Genomic DNA, 17,381 nt, shown 5'->3' on the forward strand with positions numbered 1-17,381 from the left:
CAAACGCCCGCCCGGGAACGGCCGTGTGGCCGGCGCCCGCACGGCGCACCTGGCCCACGGCCGTCCCCGGAGCCTCCCTCAGCCGCCGACGTAGGCCGCGAGGTGCTCGCCGGCGGGACGTGCGGGCCGCGACCAGGTCGGCCGGCGTACCACGAAGACAACCCGGCCCCCGTCGTGGCCCGCCCCCGGGCCCAGGTCGATGATCCAGTCGGCATGCGCCATGACCGCCTGGTGGTGCTCGATGACGATGACCGACTTGCCCGAGTCGACGAGCCGGTCGAGCAGCCCGAGCAGCTGCTCGACATCGGCGAGGTGGAGGCCGGTGGTGGGCTCGTCGAGGATGTAGACCCCGCCCTTGTCGGCCATGTGCGTGGCCAGCTTGAGCCGCTGCCGCTCGCCGCCGGACAGCGTGGTGAGCGGCTGGCCGAGGGTGAGATAACCGAGCCCGACGTCGGCGAGCCGCTTCAGGATCCGGTGCGCGGCCGGGGTGTGGGCCTCGCCGCCGGCGAAGAACTCCTCGGCCTCGGTCACCGGCATTCCGAGCACCTCGCTGATGTCGCGGCCGCCGAGGCGGTACTCCAGGACCGATGCCTGGAACCGCCTGCCCTCGCACTCCTCGCACGGGGTGGCGACGCTCTGCATGATCGCCAGGTCGGTGTAGATGACACCGGCGCCGTTGCATGTGGGGCAGGCGCCCTCGGAGTTGGCGCTGAACAGCGCGGGCTTCACACCGTTGGCCTTGGCGAAGGCCTTGCGGATCGGGTCGGCCATACCGGTGTACGTCGCCGGGTTGCTGCGCCTGGAGCCGCGGATCGGGGTCTGGTCGACCGCCACCACGCCCTCGTCGGCGGGGATCGAGCCGTGCAGGAGCGAGCTCTTGCCGGAGCCTGCGACACCGGTGACCACCGTGAGCACTCCGAGCGGGATGTCGACGTCGACGTGGTGGAGGTTGTTCGCCGACGCGCCCCGGATCTCCAGCGCGCCGGTGGGCCTGCGGACCGTCGGCTTGATCTTGGCCCGGTCGTCGAGATGACGGCCGGTGACGGTGTCGGCGGCGCGCAGACCCTCGATGGTGCCCTCGAAGCAGACGGTGCCGCCCGCCGTTCCGGCGCCGGGGCCGAGGTCCACGACGTGGTCGGCGATGGCGATCGTCTCCGGCTTGTGCTCCACGACCAGCACGGTGTTGCCCTTGTCGCGCAGGCGCAGCAGCAGGTTGTTCATCCGCTGGATGTCATGGGGGTGCAGGCCGATGGTGGGCTCGTCGAAGACATAGGTGACGTCGGTGAGTGCGGACCCGAGGTGGCGGATCATCTTGGTGCGCTGCGCCTCGCCACCGGAGAGCGTGCCGGAAGCCCGGTCGAGGGAGAGATAGCCGAGGCCGATCTCCACGAACGAGTCGAGGGTGTGCTGGAGCTTGGCCAGCAGGGGCGCCACGGACGGCTCCTCCAGTCCGCGGACCCATTCGGCCAGGTCGCGGATCTCCATCGCGCAGACGTCGGCGATGCTGACCGTGCCGATCTTCGAGGAGCGGGCCGCCGCGCTGAGCCGGGTGCCCTCGCACTCGGGACACTCGGTGAAGGTGACCGCCCGGTCCACGAAGGCCCGGATGTGCGGCTGCATCGACTCGCGGTCCTTGGAGAGGAAGCTCTTCTGGATCTTCGGAATCAGCCCCTCGTAGGTGAGGTTGACACCGTTGATCTTCACCTTGGTCGGCTCGCGGTAGAGGAAGTCGTGCCGCTCTTTCTTGGTGTACTCGCGGATGGGCTTCTCCTTGTCGAAGAAGCCCGACTCCGCGATGACCCGCACGACCCAGCCGCCTCCCGTGTAGGTGGGGATGGTGAACGGGTCCTCGGAGAGCGACTTGGAGTCGTCGTAGAGCTGGGTGAGGTCGATGTCGGAGACCGTGCCACGGCCCTCGCAGTGCGTGCACATGCCGCCGGTGCGGCTGAAGGTCACCTTCTCGGTCCGGGTCCTGTCGGCGCCCCGGTCGACCGTCAGTCCACCGCTCGCGCTGACCGAGGCGGTGTTGAAGGAGAACGCGCCGGGTGGGCCGATGTGCGGCCTGCCGAGGCGGCTGAAGAGGATGCGCAGCATCGCGTTGGCGTCGGTGGCGGTGCCGACGGTGGAGCGGGGGTCGGAACCCATCCGCTGCTGGTCCACGGCGATCACGGTGGTCAGCCCGTCGAGGACGTCGACGTCGGGCCGGGCCAGGTTCGGCATGAAACCCTGCAGGAAGGCGCTGTAGGTCTCGTTGATCAGCCGCTGCGACTCCGCCGCGATCGTGTCGAACACCAACGAGCTCTTGCCCGAGCCGGAGACACCGGTGAAGACCGTCAGCCGGCGCTTCGGGATCTCGATGCTGACGTCCTTGAGGTTGTTCTCGCGTGCGCCGTGCACACCGATCACGTCATGGCTGTCGGCAACGTGCGGCCCGGGCGACCGTCTGTCCGTCGTCTCGGCCTTGCTCATGGTGACTCCATCTCTCAGGCGCTGCTGCCGCGCGTGGACGATCTCGTTTTCCCCTGCGCGGCCCTCGGGGCGGCGCAGGGATGCGGAAGCCTGCGGGACGAGGTCCCGCCGGGTGACTCGGTCCGAAGACTGCTACCGCGCCTGTACCTGCTGGATGCGGACCATGTTGCCCGCCGGGTCGCGGAAGGCGCAGTCGCGTACGCCGTAGGGCTGGTCCGTGGGCTCCTGGACCACCTCGGCGTCACCGGCCTGCACCCGCTCGAAGGTGCCGTCGACATCGGGGGTGGCCAGGACGATGCTGGCGTAGGTGCCCTTGGCCATCATCTCGGCGATGACGCGGCGCTCGTCCTCGGTGACTCCGGGGTCGGCGGCCGGTGGGTGCAGGACGATGTTCGTGGCGGGCTGGCCGACGGGGCCGACCGTGATCCAGCGCATGCCCTGGTACCCGACGTCGTTGCGTACTTCGAAGCCGAGGGTGTCGCGGTAGAACGCCAGGGCGGCGTCCGGGTCGTCGTGCGGGAGGAAACTGGCGTGAATGCTGATGTCCATGGCCCTCACGCTAGTTTCGGCTCGAGGTGGGCGCTTCTCGATTCCTGACCGGTCTGGTCACCTGCTTCGACACGCACGTCGGGATCCCCGCGGTGGTGCGGGCCGCCCGGCGGTAGGCGCTGGGCGGCATGCCGACCAGTTCCGTGAAGCGCGTGCTGAAGGTGCCCAGCGACGAGCAACCGACCTCGAAGCACACCTCCGTGACGCTGAGGTCGCCGCGGCGCAGGAGCGACATCGCGCGCTCGATGCGGCGCGTCATGAGGTAGCTGTAGGGCGACTCGCCGTAGGCGAGCTTGAACTCGCGGCTGAGGTGCCCCGCCGACATGTGCACACCCCGGGCCAGCGCCTCCACATCCAGAGGCTGCGCGTACTCCCGGTCGATCCGGTCCTTGACCCGGCGCAGTCGCGCGAGATCACGCAGGCGCTGCGCCGGGGCGGGTCTGCTGCTCACATGCGAGATCGTGCCACACCGCACGGACGTTCGGTCGCTTTCCGAGAGAAATCCCGGTATCCCGGACGGGCGCCCGCGGAACGGCCGCCGAAGTGCCCCGGCTGAACGTTCCTGCCCGGTCTCACACCCCCGCGGCGGCCGCGTCCGTCCGCTCCGTCAGCGCTGCCGCCGCCGCGCCCACCAGGCCGGCGTCGGTGCCCATCTGGGCCGGTGCCACGGTCAGGTGCCGGACGAAGGAGAGGGTCGCGTAGGAGCTCAGGGCCTTGCGCAGCGGCGCGAAGAGGACCTCGCCCGCCTTGCCCACTCCCCCGCCGATCACCGCGATGTCGATCTCCACGAGGGTGGCGGTCGCGGCGATGCCTGCGGCCAGCGCCTGGGCGGCCCTCTCGAAGGAGGCGACGGCCACCGGGTCGCCGGCCCGGGCGGCGGCGGCCACCGCGGCGGCCGAGGTGTCGCCGTCGGGGCCGGGCCGCCAGCCGTTCTCCAGCGCGCGCCGGGCTATGTTGGGGCCACTCGCGATGCGCTCCACACAGCCGCGCGAGCCGCACGGGCACGGATCACCGTCGAGATCCACACTGATGTGACCGATGTGACCGGAGTTGCCGGTGGGCCCTGCGTGCAGCCGCCCGCCGAGCACCAGGCCGCCGCCGACGCCCGTGGAGACGACCATGCACAGCGCGTTGTCGTGGCCCCGGGCGGCGCCCTGCCAGTGTTCGGCCGCCGTGATCGCCACACCGTCGCCGATCAGCTCGACGGGCAGGCCCCCGGCCGCCGTCCGGACGCGTCCGACGAGGGGGTAGTCGCGCCAGCCGGGCACGTTCACCGGGCTCACCGTGCCCGCCGACCTGTCCACCGGCCCGGCGCTGCCGATCCCCACGGCCGTGGCGCGCTCCCACAGCGGGGAGACGGTGAGCTCGCCGAGCACCTCTCGCACGGCCCGCATCACGGTGTCGCCGTCCTCGCGGGCGGGCGTCGGCCGCTGGGCGCGGACCAGGATCCGGCCGTGGCCGTCCACCAGAGCGCCGGCGATCTTGGTGCCGCCGATGTCGAGCGCAGCCACGAGGTCGGTGTGCATCAGCGTCGGATCTCCCCGTCGACAGTGAAAAGGACCGGCCGGCCAGCGGTGAGGCGCGGTCCGGAGATGGTGGTGGACAGTCTCGCCCGAGCCTGACAACGTTGTCCAGGTTCTATGCTCGACGCCACATCCTCATACAAACCCAGGATCGACGCACCCCCGTGGACGACAGGACAGGACACCGCACCGTGCCCCAGACCAACCTCCGATCCGCAACGCGCTACGGCACCCGGCCGACCATGAAGGACGTCGCGGCACGTGCCGGAGTCGGGCTCAAGACGGTCTCCCGGGTCGTGAACGGGGAGCCGGGCGTCACGCCGGAGACGGAGCGGCGGGTCCAGGAGGCCATCGACGCGCTCGGGTTCCGCCGCAACGACAGCGCCCGGGTGCTGCGCAAGGGCCGGACTGCGAGCATCGGCCTGGTCCTGGAGGATCTCGCGGACCCGTTCTACGGGCCGTTGAGCCGGTCGGTCGAGGAGGTGGCCCGCGCGCACGGCGCCCTGCTGATCAACGGCTCCAGCGCGGAGGACCCGGACCGTGAGCAGGAGCTGGTGCTGGCCCTGTGCGCACGGCGGGTGGACGGGCTGGTGGTGATCCCGGCCGGTGACGACCACCGGTATCTGGAACCGGAGCTCAAGGCGGGTGTCGCCACGGTGTTCGTGGACCGCCCGGCCGGGCACATCGACGCCGACGTGGTCCTGTCGGACAACTTCGGCGGCGCCCGGGACGGCGTCGCCCACCTCATCGCGCACGGACACCGCCGGATCGGCTTCATCGGCGACATGCCCCGTATCCACACCGCCGCCGAGCGGCTGCGCGGTTACCGGGCCGCGATGGAGGACGCGGGCATACCGGTGGCGGACGCCTGGATGTCGCTCGGTGTCACCGACCCCGAGCGGGTGCGCAGGGCCGCCGAGGAGATGCTGTCCGGCCCGGACCCGGTCACCGCGGTCTTCGCGGGCAACAACCGGGTGACGGTCACCGTGGTCCGGGTGCTCGCCGAGCAGACCCGCAGTGTCGCCCTGGTCGGCTTCGACGACATCGAGCTCGCCGACCTGCTGCGGCCGGGCGTCACGGTCGTCGCGCAGGACGCGGCGGACATCGGCCGTACCGCCGCGGAACGCCTGTTCCGGCAGCTGGACGGCACGCTGGTCGCCCCGGAGCGCATCGAGCTGCCGACCCGGCTGATCACCCGCGGCTCGGGCGAGCTTCCCCCGGCGGACTGAGCGGACCATGGACGACGTCACCGACCGCTCGCTGCGCGCGCTCGGCCTGGCCGAGGCGCCGCGCGAGCATCCGCTGCTGTATCCGGGCGCGTGGCCCGCCGACTCCGGGCTCCTGGACGGGGAGTGCTTCCTGCCGCTGGACCGGCTGGTGCACGACGACCGCACGCCGGTTCTCGCCATCGGCTCGAACGCCTGCCCGGGGCAGCTGCGGCACAAGATGCGGGAGTTCGGGATCATGTCGCCGATCCCGATGGTGAAGGCCCGCGTGGCTGGAGTCGACGCCGGTGTCTCGGCGCACGTGAGCCGCATGGGGTACGTGTCGGCCTCGCCGGTCAGCGCCCCGGACACCGTGCGCGAGCTGTTCGTCATCTGGCTCGACGACGAGCAGCTCACGGTGATCGACGCGAGCGAGGGCGCCCCGGTGCCGGGCGGTAACTTCGACCGGGCGTGGCTGCCCGCGCCCGACGTACGGATCGACCTCGCGGACGGCACCCGCCTGCCGGGCGCGTACGCGTACGTCAACCGGCACGGTGTCCTGCACGACGGCACGGGAGTGCCGCGCACCCATCCGGGCGAGCGGGAGATCCTCACCGAGCTGCTCGTCGGCCTGCCGCGCTTCCGGGAGCTGTTCGGCGTGGTCCCCGAGGAGTTCTGTGAACGGGCGCGCGCCGACCGGCGGTTGTGCGAGCGGGGCACGCGGCTGTTCATCGAGGAGAAGCTGGTGACGGCCTCCGGGCTGGAGCGGTACGTGGCCGGCGATGCGCGGGCTCAGCACAAGGGAAGCCCGGGAACCGGCCCGTCGTTGTCGCCGCCCTTGATGTAGACGTCGCTGACCCAGACGTCCGTGTTGCCGCTGTCGTCGTCGGTCCTCGCCCACCAGATGTTGGTCCACGGACCGGCCGTCTCACGGCGGCCCAGGTTCTTCTGGCAGTAGAAGTAGTTGGTGCCCGCCTTGAGTACGCCGATCTTGGCGCCGGAGGCGGTGTGGGAGTCGGCGGTCTTCCAGACCTGGCAGTTGTACGTGCCGCCGCCGATGGGGTGGCAGGCCGGGGCCTGGGAGGACGGCTCGCCGGTGGGCTCGGGCTTTTTCCCGCCGGCGGGCTTTCCCGACTCGGCGGGCCTCTCGGACTCTGTGGTCTTCTCGGATTCGGTGGTCTTCTCGGAGGGGGTCCTGCCCTTCTCGTCGCTGTGTTCCCCCGGCCGGGTCGCGGTCGAACCGTCGTCGGTGCGGCCGGGCGCGGAGGCGGCGGGCACGTCGTCCGCGCGGGCGGCATCGGTCCGCGCTCCGCCTTCCGTGCGGCCGGAATCGCCGAGCAGCGCGATCGTGGTACCGGCCGCCGCGAGGACGACGGTGACGGCAGCGGCGGCGAGGAGGGCGCGACGCTTTCCGCGGCGGGGCGCGGTGCGCGAGTCCATCGGGCCCGTGGGGGCCTGCCCCGGCGAGGCGGCGCCCGGCGGCACCTGCTGCGGTGGCCCGAACCCCGGCGGTACCGACGGGACACCGCGCTCCGTGTCCGGCCGCGCCGGCGAGAGCGAGGGGCCCGCTCGCAGCGATGACGTGGGCGTGTCCCCGCCGCCCGTGTCGGCCACGTTCTGGAGCAGTTCGCGGGCCTGGGCGGCCTGAGGGCGGGACTCGGGGCGCTTGTCCATCAGGCGCTGGAGGACGGGGCCGAGAGGTCCGGAGCGCCGGGGCTCCGGCAGCGGCTCGTTGACGATCGCGGTGAGCGTCGAGAACGTGGACGTACGGCGGAAGGGCGAGGCGCCCTCGACGGCCGCGTACAGCGTGGCGCCCAGGGACCAGATGTCGGACGCGGGACCGGGGTCGGCGCCCTGGGCGCGCTCGGGGGCCAGGTAGTCGAGGGAGCCGACGAGTTCGCCGCTGCGGGTGAGGTGGGTGGCCGAGCCGTCGCCGGGGTCGTCCATGGTGGCGATGCCGAAGTCGGTGAGGACGACGCGGCCGGAGCGGTCGAGCAGGATGTTGCCGGGCTTCACGTCACGGTGCAGGACGCCCGCCCGGTGGGCGGCGGCCAGCGCGTCCATCACCTTCGCGCCGATACCGGCCGCCTCGCCCGGGTCCAGCGTGCCGCGCTCGCGCAGCACGTCGTCCAGGGACGGCCCGTCCACCAGCTCCATGACGATGAGGGGGCGGCCGTCGACCTCCGCGATGTCGTGCACGGCGACGACGCCGGGGTGACGGACCCGGGCCGCCGCGCGCGCCTCGCGCCGCATCCGCAGCCGCAGCCCGGCCAGTTCGGGTCCGGCCGCGTCGGTGTAGGTGCGCAGTTCCTTGACGGCGACCTCACGGCCGAGGACCTCGTCGACGGCCTTCCAGACGACGCCCATGCCCCCGCGGCCCAGCTGGGTCATGACGCGGTAGCGTCCCGCCAGCAGCCGGCCGGCCCCCTCCGCCTGCCCGTACTCCCCCGTCGACACCGCTGCCCCGTTCCTGTGACCCCAACGGATCCACCGCCACGTCGGTACGTGGCGTACAGACTACGGGGCGGCGGTGACGGCGGCGGCCGCCGTGGACGGCTGTGACAGTGCCGGTACGCGCTGACGGGAAAGGCCGGGAGCGCCGTCGGGCGGAAACCGTCATGCGGAAGCCGTCAGGTCCCCTCGCCGGGGCGTCGCGAAGCTCTCCAGGTCGGCGCGGGTCAGACCCGCCAGCCGGGCGACCTCGGCGATGTCCAGGGCGCCGCAGTCCAGGCCGCGCAGCAGGTAGCCGCTGAGGGCCTTGGCGGTGGCGGGCTCGTCCATGACGTCGCCGCCGGTGCGGTTGGCGTAGCGGGACAGGCGGGCGGCCGCCTGCTCGAAGCCCTCGCGGTAGAAGGCGAAGACGGCCGCGTAGCGGGTGGGGATGTGGCCGGGGTGCATGTCCCAGCCCTGGTAGTAGGCGCGGGCCAGGGCGCGGCGGGTGAGGCCGTAGTGCAGGCGCCAGGCCGCGTGCACCTTCTCCGTCGGGCCGACCGGCAGGACGTTCGTCGAGCCGTCCGAGACGCGGACGCCCGTACCGGCCGCCGCGACCTGCATGACGGCCTTGGCGTGGTCGGCGGCGGGGTGGTCACTGGCCTGGTGCGCGGCGGAGACGCCGAGGCAGGCGCTGTAGTCGAAGGTGCCGTAGTGCAGACCGGTGGCTCGGCCCTCGGCGGCCTGGATCATCCGGGCGACGGTGGCGGTGCCGTCGGCGGCGAGGATGGACTGGCTGGTCTCGATCTGGATCTCGAAGCCGATCCGGCCGGGCTCCAGGCCGTGTGCCTTCTCGAAGGCCTCCAGGAGCCGCACCATGGCGGTGACCTGCTCGGGATACGTCACCTTCGGCAGGGTGAGCACCAGCCCGGCGGGCAGACCACCGGCCTCGATCAGGCCGGTGAGGAAGACGTCGAGGGTGCGGATGCCCCGGGCGCGTACGGGTGCCTCCATGCACTTCATGCGGATGCCCATGTAGGGGGCGGCGGTGCCCTCCTCGTAGGCCTCGGCGATCAGGCGGGCGGCGCGTGCGGCGGCCTCGTCCTCCTCGGCGTCGGGGCGGTTGCCGTATCCGTCCTCGAAGTCGACGCGCAGGTCCTCGATCGGCTCGCGCTCCAGCTTGGCGCGTACTCGGGCGTGGACCGGCTCGGCGAGTTCCTCGGTGAGGCCGAGGACGGCGGCGAAGGAGGCGGCGTCCGGGGCGTGTTTCTCGAGGGCGTCCAGGGCGCGGTCGCCCCAGGAGCGCACGGTGTCGGCGGCGAAGACGTCGCCGGGGACGTACACGGTGTGGACGGGCTGGCGGGTGCCGGGGTCGCCGGGGTAGCGGCGCTCCAGCTCGGCGTCGACCGGCGCGAGGGAGGCGCTGATCTCCTCGCTGACGGCGCCCGCGAGGCTCGTCGCCACCTTCTCCTGCTGGCCCTGACCCATTCCGAGACCCTCCTCTTTTCCGCTGTACGGAATCAACAATCCGTAGAGCGAAGTTATCGGCCGACCTTCGGCCTGGTCAACACCGTCTTACGGTGGCGTTTCCCATCCTTCACCCTCGGTCGCTGCAGACCCACCCTCTTCTTCCGTATTCAGAGGGCAAGCGTCATCCTGACGTGCAAGGGGAGGGAGACCACGTGCCGAACGAGGCCGGCGTGACACGCCGCCACGGGCTCAAGGCGGCGGCCGCCGCCGTCGTCGCAGGACCGCTGCTCACCACCGCGGGCCCCACATCGTCCGCTTCCGCCGGCGAGCACAAGGGCGCCCTGAAGGTGATGACGTTCAACGTCCGCTTCGGGACCGTCGTCGACAGGACACCGCGCTGGGAGGTGCGCCGACCGGTGATGCGGGAACTGCTGCGCCGCGAGCGACCGCACGTCATCGGCACCCAGGAAGGGCTCTACCGGCAGGTGCGCGCGATCGAGAAGGACCTCGGCGAGCACTACGACTGGATCGGCACCGGACGCGGGGGCGGCAGCAAGGACGAGTTCATGGCGGTCTTCTACGACACGCGCAGACTCGAGCCCCTCGAGTTCGACCACTTCTGGCTCTCCGGCACCCCGTACGCGATCGCCTCGAACACCTGGGGTGCGGACTGGCTGCGCATGGTGACCTGGGTCCGTTTCGCCGACCTCGCCGAGGGGGGACGGGAGTTCTACGTCCTCAACACCCATCTGGACAGCGTCAGCCAGTACGCCCGGGAACGCTCGGTGGGGCTCATCGGCGAGACGATCGCCGGGTGGGACCGGTCGTTACCGGTCATCGTCACCGGCGACTTCAACGCGGGCGCCCACGACAACCGGGTGTACGACCTCATGCTGGACATCGGACTGGTGGACGCCTGGGACGCGGCGGCCTCGCGGGGTCCGGCGTACGGGACGTACCACGGCTACCGGGGGCCCAGACCCGGCGGGCGGCGCATCGACTGGATCCTCACGACGCCCGGGGTGACCACGCACTGGGCCGGGATGAACACCTTCAGCAGGGACGGGACGTACCCGAGCGACCACCTGCCGGTGCAGGCCTCGATGACCCTCGGATGAGAAGAGGCCCCCGGACCGTTCGTGCGGTCACGGGGGCCTCCTGCAGCCGGGGTCGATCAGCCCTTGCGGGTCTTGATCTCCTCGGTCAGGGCGGGGACGACGTCGAAGAGGTCGCCGACGACGCCGTAGTCGACGAGGTCGAAGATCGGCGCCTCGGCGTCCTTGTTGATCGCCACGATCGTCTTCGAGGTCTGCATACCGGCACGGTGCTGGATCGCGCCGGAGATGCCGGAGGCGATGTACAGCTGCGGCGAGACGGACTTACCGGTCTGGCCGACCTGGTTGGTGTGCGGGTACCAGCCGGCGTCCACCGCGGCACGGGAGGCACCGACGGCCGCGCCGAGGGAGTCGGCGAGCGACTCGATGATCGCGAAGTTCTCCGCGCCGTTGACGCCACGGCCACCGGAGACCACGATCGCGGCCTCGGTCAGCTCCGGACGGCCCGTCGACTCACGCGGCGTACGGCCGGTGACCTTGGTGCCGGTGGCCTGCGCGGAGAAGGACACCGAAAGGGCCTCGACCGCACCGGCGGCCGGGGCGGCCTCCACGGCGGCGCTGTTGGGCTTGACCGTGATGACCGGGGTGCCCTTGGAGACACGGGACTTGGTGGTGAAGGACGCGGCGAACACCGACTGGGTGGCCACGGGGCCCTCGTCGCCGGCCTCCAGGTCGACGGCGTCGGTGATGATGCCGGAGCCCAGACGCAGCGCCAGACGCGCGGCGATCTCCTTGCCCTCGGCGGAGGACGGGACCAGCACCGCGGCCGGCGACACCTCGGCAACGGCGGCCTGCAGCGCGTCCACCTTCGGTACGACGAGGTAGTCGGCGTACTCGGCGGCCTCGTGGGTGAGGACCTTGACCGCGCCGTGCTCGGCGAGCGTGGCGGCGGTGTCGGCGGCACCCGCACCGAGCGCGACGGCGACCGGCTCGCCGACGCGGCGGGCCAGGGTCAGCAGCTCCAGGGTGGGCTTGCGGACGGCACCGTCCACGTGGTCGACATAGACGAGAACTTCAGCCATGGGACTTCTTCTCTCCTGCTTGCGAAAGATGAGGGACGGTCAGCGACTGCGGGATCAGATGAACTTCTGGCCCGCGAGGAACTCAGCGAGCTGCTTGCCGCCCTCGCCCTCGTCCTTGACGATCGTGCCCGCGGTACGGGCCGGGCGCTCGGCCGCGTTGTCGACCGTGGTGTAGGCGCCCTCCAGGCCGACCTCCTCGGCCTCCAGGTCCAGGTCGGACAGGTCCCAGGACTCGACCGGCTTCTTCTTGGCCGCCATGATGCCCTTGAAGGACGGGTAACGCGCCTCGCCCGACTGGTCGGTCACCGACACGACCGCCGGCAGGGACGCCTCCAGGTTCTCCGAGGCGGCGTCGCCGTCGCGGCGGCCCTTGACCGTGCCGTCCTCGACCGACACCTCCGACAGCAGCGTCACCTGCGGCACGCCCAGACGCTCGGCGAGCAGCGCCGGGACCACGCCCATGGTGCCGTCGGTGGAGGCCATGCCGGAGACGACCAGGTCGTAGCCGGCCTTCTCGATCGCCTTGGCCAGGATCAGGGAGGTGCCGATGGCGTCGGTGCCGTGGATGTCGTCGTCCTCGACGTGGATCGCCTTGTCCGCGCCCATGGACAGCGCCTTGCGCAGGGCGTCCTTGGCGTCCTCCGGGCCCACCGTCAGAACGGTGATCTCCACGTCGTCGTCGGAGTTCTCGGAGATCTGCAGCGCCTGCTCGACCGCGTACTCGTCGAGCTCGGAGAGCAGACCGTCCACGTCGTCCCGGTCGACGGTCAGGTCATCGGCGAAGTGCCGGTCGCCAGTGGCGTCGGGCACGTACTTCACAGTGACAACGATCCTCAAGCTCACGCCGGCTCTCCTACTGCATCGTCATTTCTAGGCTGCCTACTTGCAGGCAGCATAGGTGCCTCAAGCGGCCGATCCCGGTCGGGGCGACCCACGCTCCGAGCGAAATATTACTCGTCAGTACACCTAGTTCATTCCCGCTAAGCAAGCGCTTTGAACTGTGACCTTCGCAACGCAGCGTAACCGGAACTCGACGGTCCCGCAGCTCGAGGGGCGCCCGGCTCAGTCACCCAGGCGACGGAAACGTCCCTGGTGGTAGAGGAGCGGCCGGCCGCTGCCCGTGGGGTCTCCGTGCACGACCTCCGCGATCACGATCCGATGGTCCCCGGCGGGCACCCGCGTGACGACTCGGCCCACCAGCCAGGCGATCACGCCGTCGAGCACGGGGACGCCTTCGGGCCCCTCGCGCCACTGGGTGGGCGCCGCGAAGCGGTCGGCGCCGCTGCGGGCGAAGGTGGCGGCCAGCTCCTGCTGGTGCTCCCCGAGGACATGGATGCCGACGTGGTCGGCGGCGGCGATCGCGGGCCAGCTGGAGGAGCCGGTGCCGACCCCGAAGGACAGCAGAGGCGGCTCGGCGGAGACGGAGCTGAGGGACGTCGCGGTGAAGCCCACCGGACCCGCGTCATCCCGCGCGGTGATCACGGCGACTCCCGCCGCATGCCGCCGGAAGACCGAGCGCAGAAGGTCGGTCGCGGTGAGAAGGTCCGAAGGCATGGGGTCAGGCTGACGATAAATGGTACGCGCAGTCAAGTTCGTTCCGTGATGTGGGAGATGACTCACCGACCGCGTCGCCTCGCTCACACCGCCTCCCCCAGCGCGGCGATCACGTCGGCCTTGCGGGGCTGTCCGGTGGCCCGCCGCACCACCCGGCCGTCGGCGTCGAGCACCAGCACCGTCGGGGTCTTGAGGATGTCCAGCCGGCGCACGAGGTCCAGGTGGGCCTCGGCGTCGATCTCGACGTGAGCCACGCCGGGAACCATGCCGGCGACCTCGCCGAGCACGCGCCGGGTCGCCCGGCAGGGCGCGCAGAACGCACTGGAGAACTGCACGAGCGTGGCCCGTTCGCCGAGTTCCGCGCCCAGCTCCGCCGCTTCGAGCCGCTTGCCGTCGTCCCGCCCGCGCACCCGCACTCTCCCGCTCCGCCGCCGTTGCAGCACTCCGTAGGCGCTCGCCGCCGCGAGCACCACCACACACACCACCAGTCCGGTCATCACCGGGTGCAAGCGTTCACGAGACCGCAAAGATTCCCGCCCGCACGAGGGGGCCGCGATGCGGAATGCTTGGTTCTATGGACATCGACGCAAGAGGGCCACGATTCGGTGCCGCCGTGACGACCGTCGTCCTGGCGGCCGTTCTGGTCACCGGCAGCGCGTGGCTGCTGGCCTGGCAGACACTGGCGTTCCTGCTGGGCGCCGCGGGCGGGGTGACCCGGTCGCCGTACGGCTACCTGTTCGGCAAGGCCGTGCGGCCACGGCTCGGGCCGCCGACCGAGTTCGAGTCGCCCGAACCGCCCCGTTTCGCCCAGGCGGTTGGCCTGCTTTTCGCCGGACTCGGACTCGTCGGCCTCACGCTGGGGCCGGACTGGCTGGGGCTCGCGGCGACGGGCGCCGCCCTCGCGGCCGCCTTCCTGAACGCGGCGTTCGGGTATTGCCTGGGATGCGAGTTGTACCTGCTCGTGCGGCGGGTGGCGGTACGCGCCGAGTAATGGGGCCGTAAAAGTCCGAGGTGGGGTCAGGGGGATGACGTGACGAGAATCTCCTCACGCGCGGGCACGAGGACTGGCTACCCGGCCGTTCTTCGGGCACGATCTGCGACAAGCCGTAAACCTACGGCTGCGTAACTTCTTCGCTGGGAATCCCTCCCCAGGCAGAGCAGGAAGGGTCCGACCCGCCCATGGCAGAGCTCGTCTACCGTCCCGTCGTCGGCTTCGCCCGCACTCTGTTCAAGGTGTGGGACCTCAAGATCGACTGTCAGGGTTCGGAGAACATCCCGCGCTCGGGCGGCGCCGTGCTGGTGAGCAATCACATCAGCTACCTGGACTTCGTCTTCGACGGCCTGGCGGCACTGCCCCAGAAACGTCTCGTACGTTTCATGGCGAAGGAGTCCGTCTTCCGGCACCGGATCTCCGGCCCGCTGATGCGGGGTATGAAGCACATCCCCGTGGACCGCAAGCAGGGCGAGACGGCCTACGCGCACGCCCTGGACTCGCTGCGGTCGGGCGAGATCGTCGGGGTCTTCCCGGAAGCGACGATCTCGCAGTCGTTCACGCTGAAGAGCTTCAAGTCGGGCGCCGCGCGCATGGCGCAGGAGGCCGGCGTCCCTCTGATCCCGATGGCGGTGTGGGGCACGCAGCGGCTGTGGACCAAGGGCCACCCCCGCAACTTCAAGCGCAGCCACATCCCCATCACGATCCGCGTCGGCGAGGCGATCGAAGCCTCCCGCGACAAGTACGCGGGCGCCATCACCCGCCAACTGCGCGAGCGCGTCCAGGAACTCCTCGAGGCCGCCCAGCGCGCCTACCCCGTACGCCCGAGGGGCCCGGAGGACACCTGGTGGATGCCGGCCCACCTCGGCGGCACGGCACCGACGCCGGAGCAGGTGAAGGCGGCCGAGGCGCACTGACCCCCGAGGGCCGTCGCGCCTCAGAGCTCCGTGGGGAGCGTCCGCCACAGCTGAGGCCGGTCGCGGGCCGCTTTGAGCACGTCGAGCACGGCCGGGTGCGGTGCGGCGTGAAGACGTGAGGAGTCCGACTCGCCCGATGCCGGATCGGGTGTGAAGGCGAGCCGCTCGCCGTCCAGGGAGAACTGCGCGTCCACGCCCGGCTTGTTGCCCCGGGGGTCCTGCCGGTGCCAGGCGCCGTTGAACCGCACCGCTACCAACCCGTGCACCACCTCCAGCTTCTGGTAGCACAACGCGGTCGGAATGTCCTCGGCGCGCAGCAGCGCCGCCAGCGCGTGGGCCTTGGCGTAGCAGATGCCCGTGCGCTGCTCCAGGACGTCGGAGGCACGCCAGGTGACGCGGAGATCGCCGGAGTCCTGCGAGTGCGGGATGGTGTCACGCACATACTCGAACGCCGCCCGCGCATACTCATACGAGTCCGCCACTCCTTCGGCGAGCCTGGCGGCCGTTTCCCGCACGAGTGCATGGTGATGGTCGATCGCCTCGTCAGCGGCCAAGTAGGCGGACAGGTCAGGGGTTTCCTGGATCAGCTGCATACAGGCAGAGCGTAGAGAGACGATCAACCATCGTCAATGAATTTACCGTCGATCGCATAGCTATACATGGAAGAACGGCCGAACACCACCGCAACCCCCGGCCCCGCCCACAACCCTTCCTCCCCGCCCCGGGTCTCGCCCTGCGCAGATCTGTGACAAGGGGGGAAAGATGATGAACCCACACCGCCTGCTCGGTACCGCGCTCGTCTGCTGTGCCCTGGCGGCCACCGGAGTCGGGGCCGGACCCGCGAACGCCATGCAGCACGAGCTGTGGATCTCCGCGCCGTACGAGACGGTGCTGCCCGGCGCGGACGGGGACGGCGACGGACGTGCGCGCGGCTTGGACGTGCGGGTCAGCCGCGATGTCGCCGAGGGCCGGGTGCCGGCCGGGCGACTGACCGTCGACGTGAGTGAGATCGCCTCGTTCGCCCGGGTGTCGTGGCCCGCGAACTGCCTGCCGGAGTCGGAGGTCAGGGCGGTCTGCGACGTCCCGGAGATGCCCGCCGGGACGGAGAGCGTGCCGGCCGCCGGGTTCGAGCTGCGCGCGCTGCCGGGAGCGGACGTCAGCGCCTCGGGGTACGTGCGCTATTCGGCCGTCGCCGGAGGGCTGACGTCCCACCCGGCAGAGACCCGGGTCGGCGTGGCCAACGGGCCGGATCTCGGGCTCAGCCAGGCCGAGGACCAGCGGGGACTGCGGCCGGGCACGCGGACCGCCGTGCGGGCGACGCTGTCGAACAGCGGCAACCGCACCGCGGAACGCACCCTGGTGACGTTCTACGCCTCGTACGGGCTGCGCTTCAGGGAGCGGCACGCGAACTGCGAGTACCGGGAGCACGACATCGGTACGTCCGCCCTCTGCGTGCTGGACGAGCCGGTGGCGCCGGGACAGCGGTACGCGCTGAGCACCGGGCTCGATGTCGGGCGGAAGGCGCTGTACGAACGGTTCGACCACTCCGTCCAGCCGTATTCGGACGAGGCACTGGAGGAGGCCCGCGGCGACTGGACGTGGACCCGGGGAGCGGGCGCCGAGCTGGACCTGCGCCCCGTGGCCGCGGCCGCTGTCGCCGACCCGGACCTCGACCCGCAGGACAACGACCGGAGCGTCATTATCGGCGCCAGGAACACCGCCGACCTGAAGCTCACCGGCGGCAGGGTGAGCGGGGCCGCCGGTGACACCGTCACCGCCCGCGTGACCGTGCTCAACCGCGGTCCGGCCTGGGTGGCGTCGCTGGGCGCCGGAGCGGCCGTGGCCACGGTGAGGTTCCGGGCGCCCGAGGGCACGACGGTCCTCGACCTGCCGGAAGAGGAGTGCTGGAGGCAGCCGGAGGACACCGGCACCACCATCTTCTGCAAGACGCCGATCCACCTGCACGACAAGGCGTCGTACAGCTTCGGGATCCCGTTGCGGATCGACCGGGTGGTGCGCGGGGCGCGCACCACCGTCGAGACCATCGACGACGATCCGGAGCTGTCCATCAGGGAGTTCGACCCGAACCTGCGCAACAACAGGACGGAGATCGTCGTCAACCGGTGAGCGGCGCGG

At 71.2% G+C, this 17,381-nt stretch carries 16 protein-coding genes and 1 pseudogene; 6 read left to right on the plus strand and 11 right to left on the minus strand.

Going from position 1 to position 17,381, the window contains the following annotated elements:
- Positions 1 to 78 precede the first annotated feature (78 nt).
- The 4 genes and pseudogenes from SSQG_RS03730 to SSQG_RS03745 form a co-directional block, all read right to left on the minus strand.
- Positions 79 to 2,469: pseudogene (locus SSQG_RS03730) on the minus strand (ATP-binding cassette domain-containing protein).
- Between the two features lie 132 nt (positions 2,470 to 2,601).
- On the minus strand, positions 2,602 to 3,018 hold the full coding sequence (locus SSQG_RS03735; RefSeq protein WP_039934688.1) for a VOC family protein: 417 nt from the start codon (positions 3,016 to 3,018) through the stop codon (positions 2,602 to 2,604).
- A gap of 10 nt (positions 3,019 to 3,028) precedes the next feature.
- Entirely contained in the window at positions 3,029 to 3,469 is a 441-nt protein-coding gene (locus SSQG_RS03740) for a helix-turn-helix transcriptional regulator (protein WP_003988368.1), read from the minus strand.
- 121 nt (positions 3,470 to 3,590) lie between these two features.
- On the minus strand, positions 3,591 to 4,544 hold the full coding sequence (locus SSQG_RS03745) for an ROK family protein (RefSeq protein ID WP_003988369.1): 954 nt from the start codon (positions 4,542 to 4,544) through the stop codon (positions 3,591 to 3,593).
- Positions 4,545 to 4,705: 161 nt separating this feature from the next.
- Here SSQG_RS03745 and SSQG_RS03750 point away from each other — a divergent pair, with 161 nt between their 5' ends.
- On the plus strand, positions 4,706 to 5,770 hold the full coding sequence (locus SSQG_RS03750; protein WP_003988370.1) for a LacI family DNA-binding transcriptional regulator: 1,065 nt from the start codon (positions 4,706 to 4,708) through the stop codon (positions 5,768 to 5,770).
- Between the two features lie 7 nt (positions 5,771 to 5,777).
- Positions 5,778 to 6,593: a hypothetical protein gene (locus tag SSQG_RS03755; protein WP_003988371.1), complete on the plus strand. Its 816-nt coding sequence runs from the start codon at positions 5,778 to 5,780 to the stop codon at positions 6,591 to 6,593.
- Here the strand turns inward: SSQG_RS03755 and SSQG_RS03760 are convergent.
- Both SSQG_RS03760 and SSQG_RS03765 read right to left on the minus strand, forming a co-directional pair.
- The gene (locus tag SSQG_RS03760) at positions 6,539 to 8,203 is read right to left on the minus strand and encodes a serine/threonine-protein kinase (protein WP_003988372.1); all 1,665 of its coding nucleotides are present in this window, start codon (positions 8,201 to 8,203) and stop codon (positions 6,539 to 6,541) included. The genes SSQG_RS03755 and SSQG_RS03760 overlap by 55 nt on opposite strands.
- 159 nt (positions 8,204 to 8,362) lie before the next feature.
- Complete coding sequence (locus tag SSQG_RS03765) at positions 8,363 to 9,664, minus strand: DUF6986 family protein (protein ID WP_003988373.1); 1,302 nt, start codon at positions 9,662 to 9,664, stop codon at positions 8,363 to 8,365.
- A gap of 194 nt (positions 9,665 to 9,858) precedes the next feature.
- Here SSQG_RS03765 and SSQG_RS03770 point away from each other — a divergent pair, with 194 nt between their 5' ends.
- On the plus strand, positions 9,859 to 10,764 hold the full coding sequence (locus SSQG_RS03770) for an endonuclease/exonuclease/phosphatase family protein (protein ID WP_003988374.1): 906 nt from the start codon (positions 9,859 to 9,861) through the stop codon (positions 10,762 to 10,764).
- 56 nt (positions 10,765 to 10,820) lie between these two features.
- Here SSQG_RS03770 and SSQG_RS03775 read toward each other — a convergent pair whose 3' ends face one another.
- The 4 genes from SSQG_RS03775 to SSQG_RS03790 all read right to left on the minus strand — a co-directional run bounded on the left by SSQG_RS03775 (position 10,821) and on the right by SSQG_RS03790 (position 13,834).
- Positions 10,821 to 11,783, minus strand: a complete 963-nt coding sequence (locus SSQG_RS03775; protein WP_003988375.1) for an electron transfer flavoprotein subunit alpha/FixB family protein — start codon at positions 11,781 to 11,783, stop codon at positions 10,821 to 10,823.
- A gap of 54 nt (positions 11,784 to 11,837) precedes the next feature.
- Positions 11,838 to 12,626, minus strand: coding sequence for an electron transfer flavoprotein subunit beta/FixA family protein (locus tag SSQG_RS03780; RefSeq protein WP_003988376.1), 789 nt, complete (start codon positions 12,624 to 12,626; stop codon positions 11,838 to 11,840).
- Positions 12,627 to 12,845: 219 nt separating this feature from the next.
- Entirely contained in the window at positions 12,846 to 13,337 is a 492-nt protein-coding gene (locus tag SSQG_RS03785) for a flavin reductase family protein (protein WP_039931889.1), read from the minus strand.
- An 83-nt stretch (positions 13,338 to 13,420) separates the two neighbouring features.
- A complete protein-coding gene (locus SSQG_RS03790) occupies positions 13,421 to 13,834 on the minus strand; it encodes a thioredoxin family protein (protein ID WP_039931890.1) in 414 nt (137 codons plus the stop codon).
- A gap of 77 nt (positions 13,835 to 13,911) precedes the next feature.
- Between SSQG_RS03790 and SSQG_RS03795 the strand changes: the two genes are divergently transcribed.
- Positions 13,912 to 14,328: a DUF4395 domain-containing protein gene (locus tag SSQG_RS03795; RefSeq protein ID WP_003988379.1), complete on the plus strand. Its 417-nt coding sequence runs from the start codon at positions 13,912 to 13,914 to the stop codon at positions 14,326 to 14,328.
- Positions 14,329 to 14,516: 188 nt separating this feature from the next.
- Positions 14,517 to 15,245, plus strand: coding sequence for a lysophospholipid acyltransferase family protein (locus SSQG_RS03800; protein ID WP_003988380.1), 729 nt, complete (start codon positions 14,517 to 14,519; stop codon positions 15,243 to 15,245).
- A 20-nt stretch (positions 15,246 to 15,265) separates the two neighbouring features.
- Here SSQG_RS03800 and SSQG_RS03805 read toward each other — a convergent pair whose 3' ends face one another.
- The gene (locus SSQG_RS03805; RefSeq protein ID WP_039931891.1) at positions 15,266 to 15,838 is read right to left on the minus strand and encodes a transglutaminase domain-containing protein; all 573 of its coding nucleotides are present in this window, start codon (positions 15,836 to 15,838) and stop codon (positions 15,266 to 15,268) included.
- Between the two features lie 169 nt (positions 15,839 to 16,007).
- Here SSQG_RS03805 and SSQG_RS03810 point away from each other — a divergent pair, with 169 nt between their 5' ends.
- Positions 16,008 to 17,372 (plus strand): hypothetical protein, encoded by a 1,365-nt coding sequence (locus SSQG_RS03810; RefSeq protein WP_003988382.1) that lies wholly within the window; start codon positions 16,008 to 16,010, stop codon positions 17,370 to 17,372.
- The last annotated feature ends 9 nt before the right edge of the window (positions 17,373 to 17,381 follow it).

It is taken from the genome of Streptomyces viridochromogenes DSM 40736 (assembly GCF_000158955.1).
GTDB classification, from domain to species: Bacteria; Actinomycetota; Actinomycetes; order Streptomycetales; family Streptomycetaceae; genus Streptomyces; species Streptomyces venetus.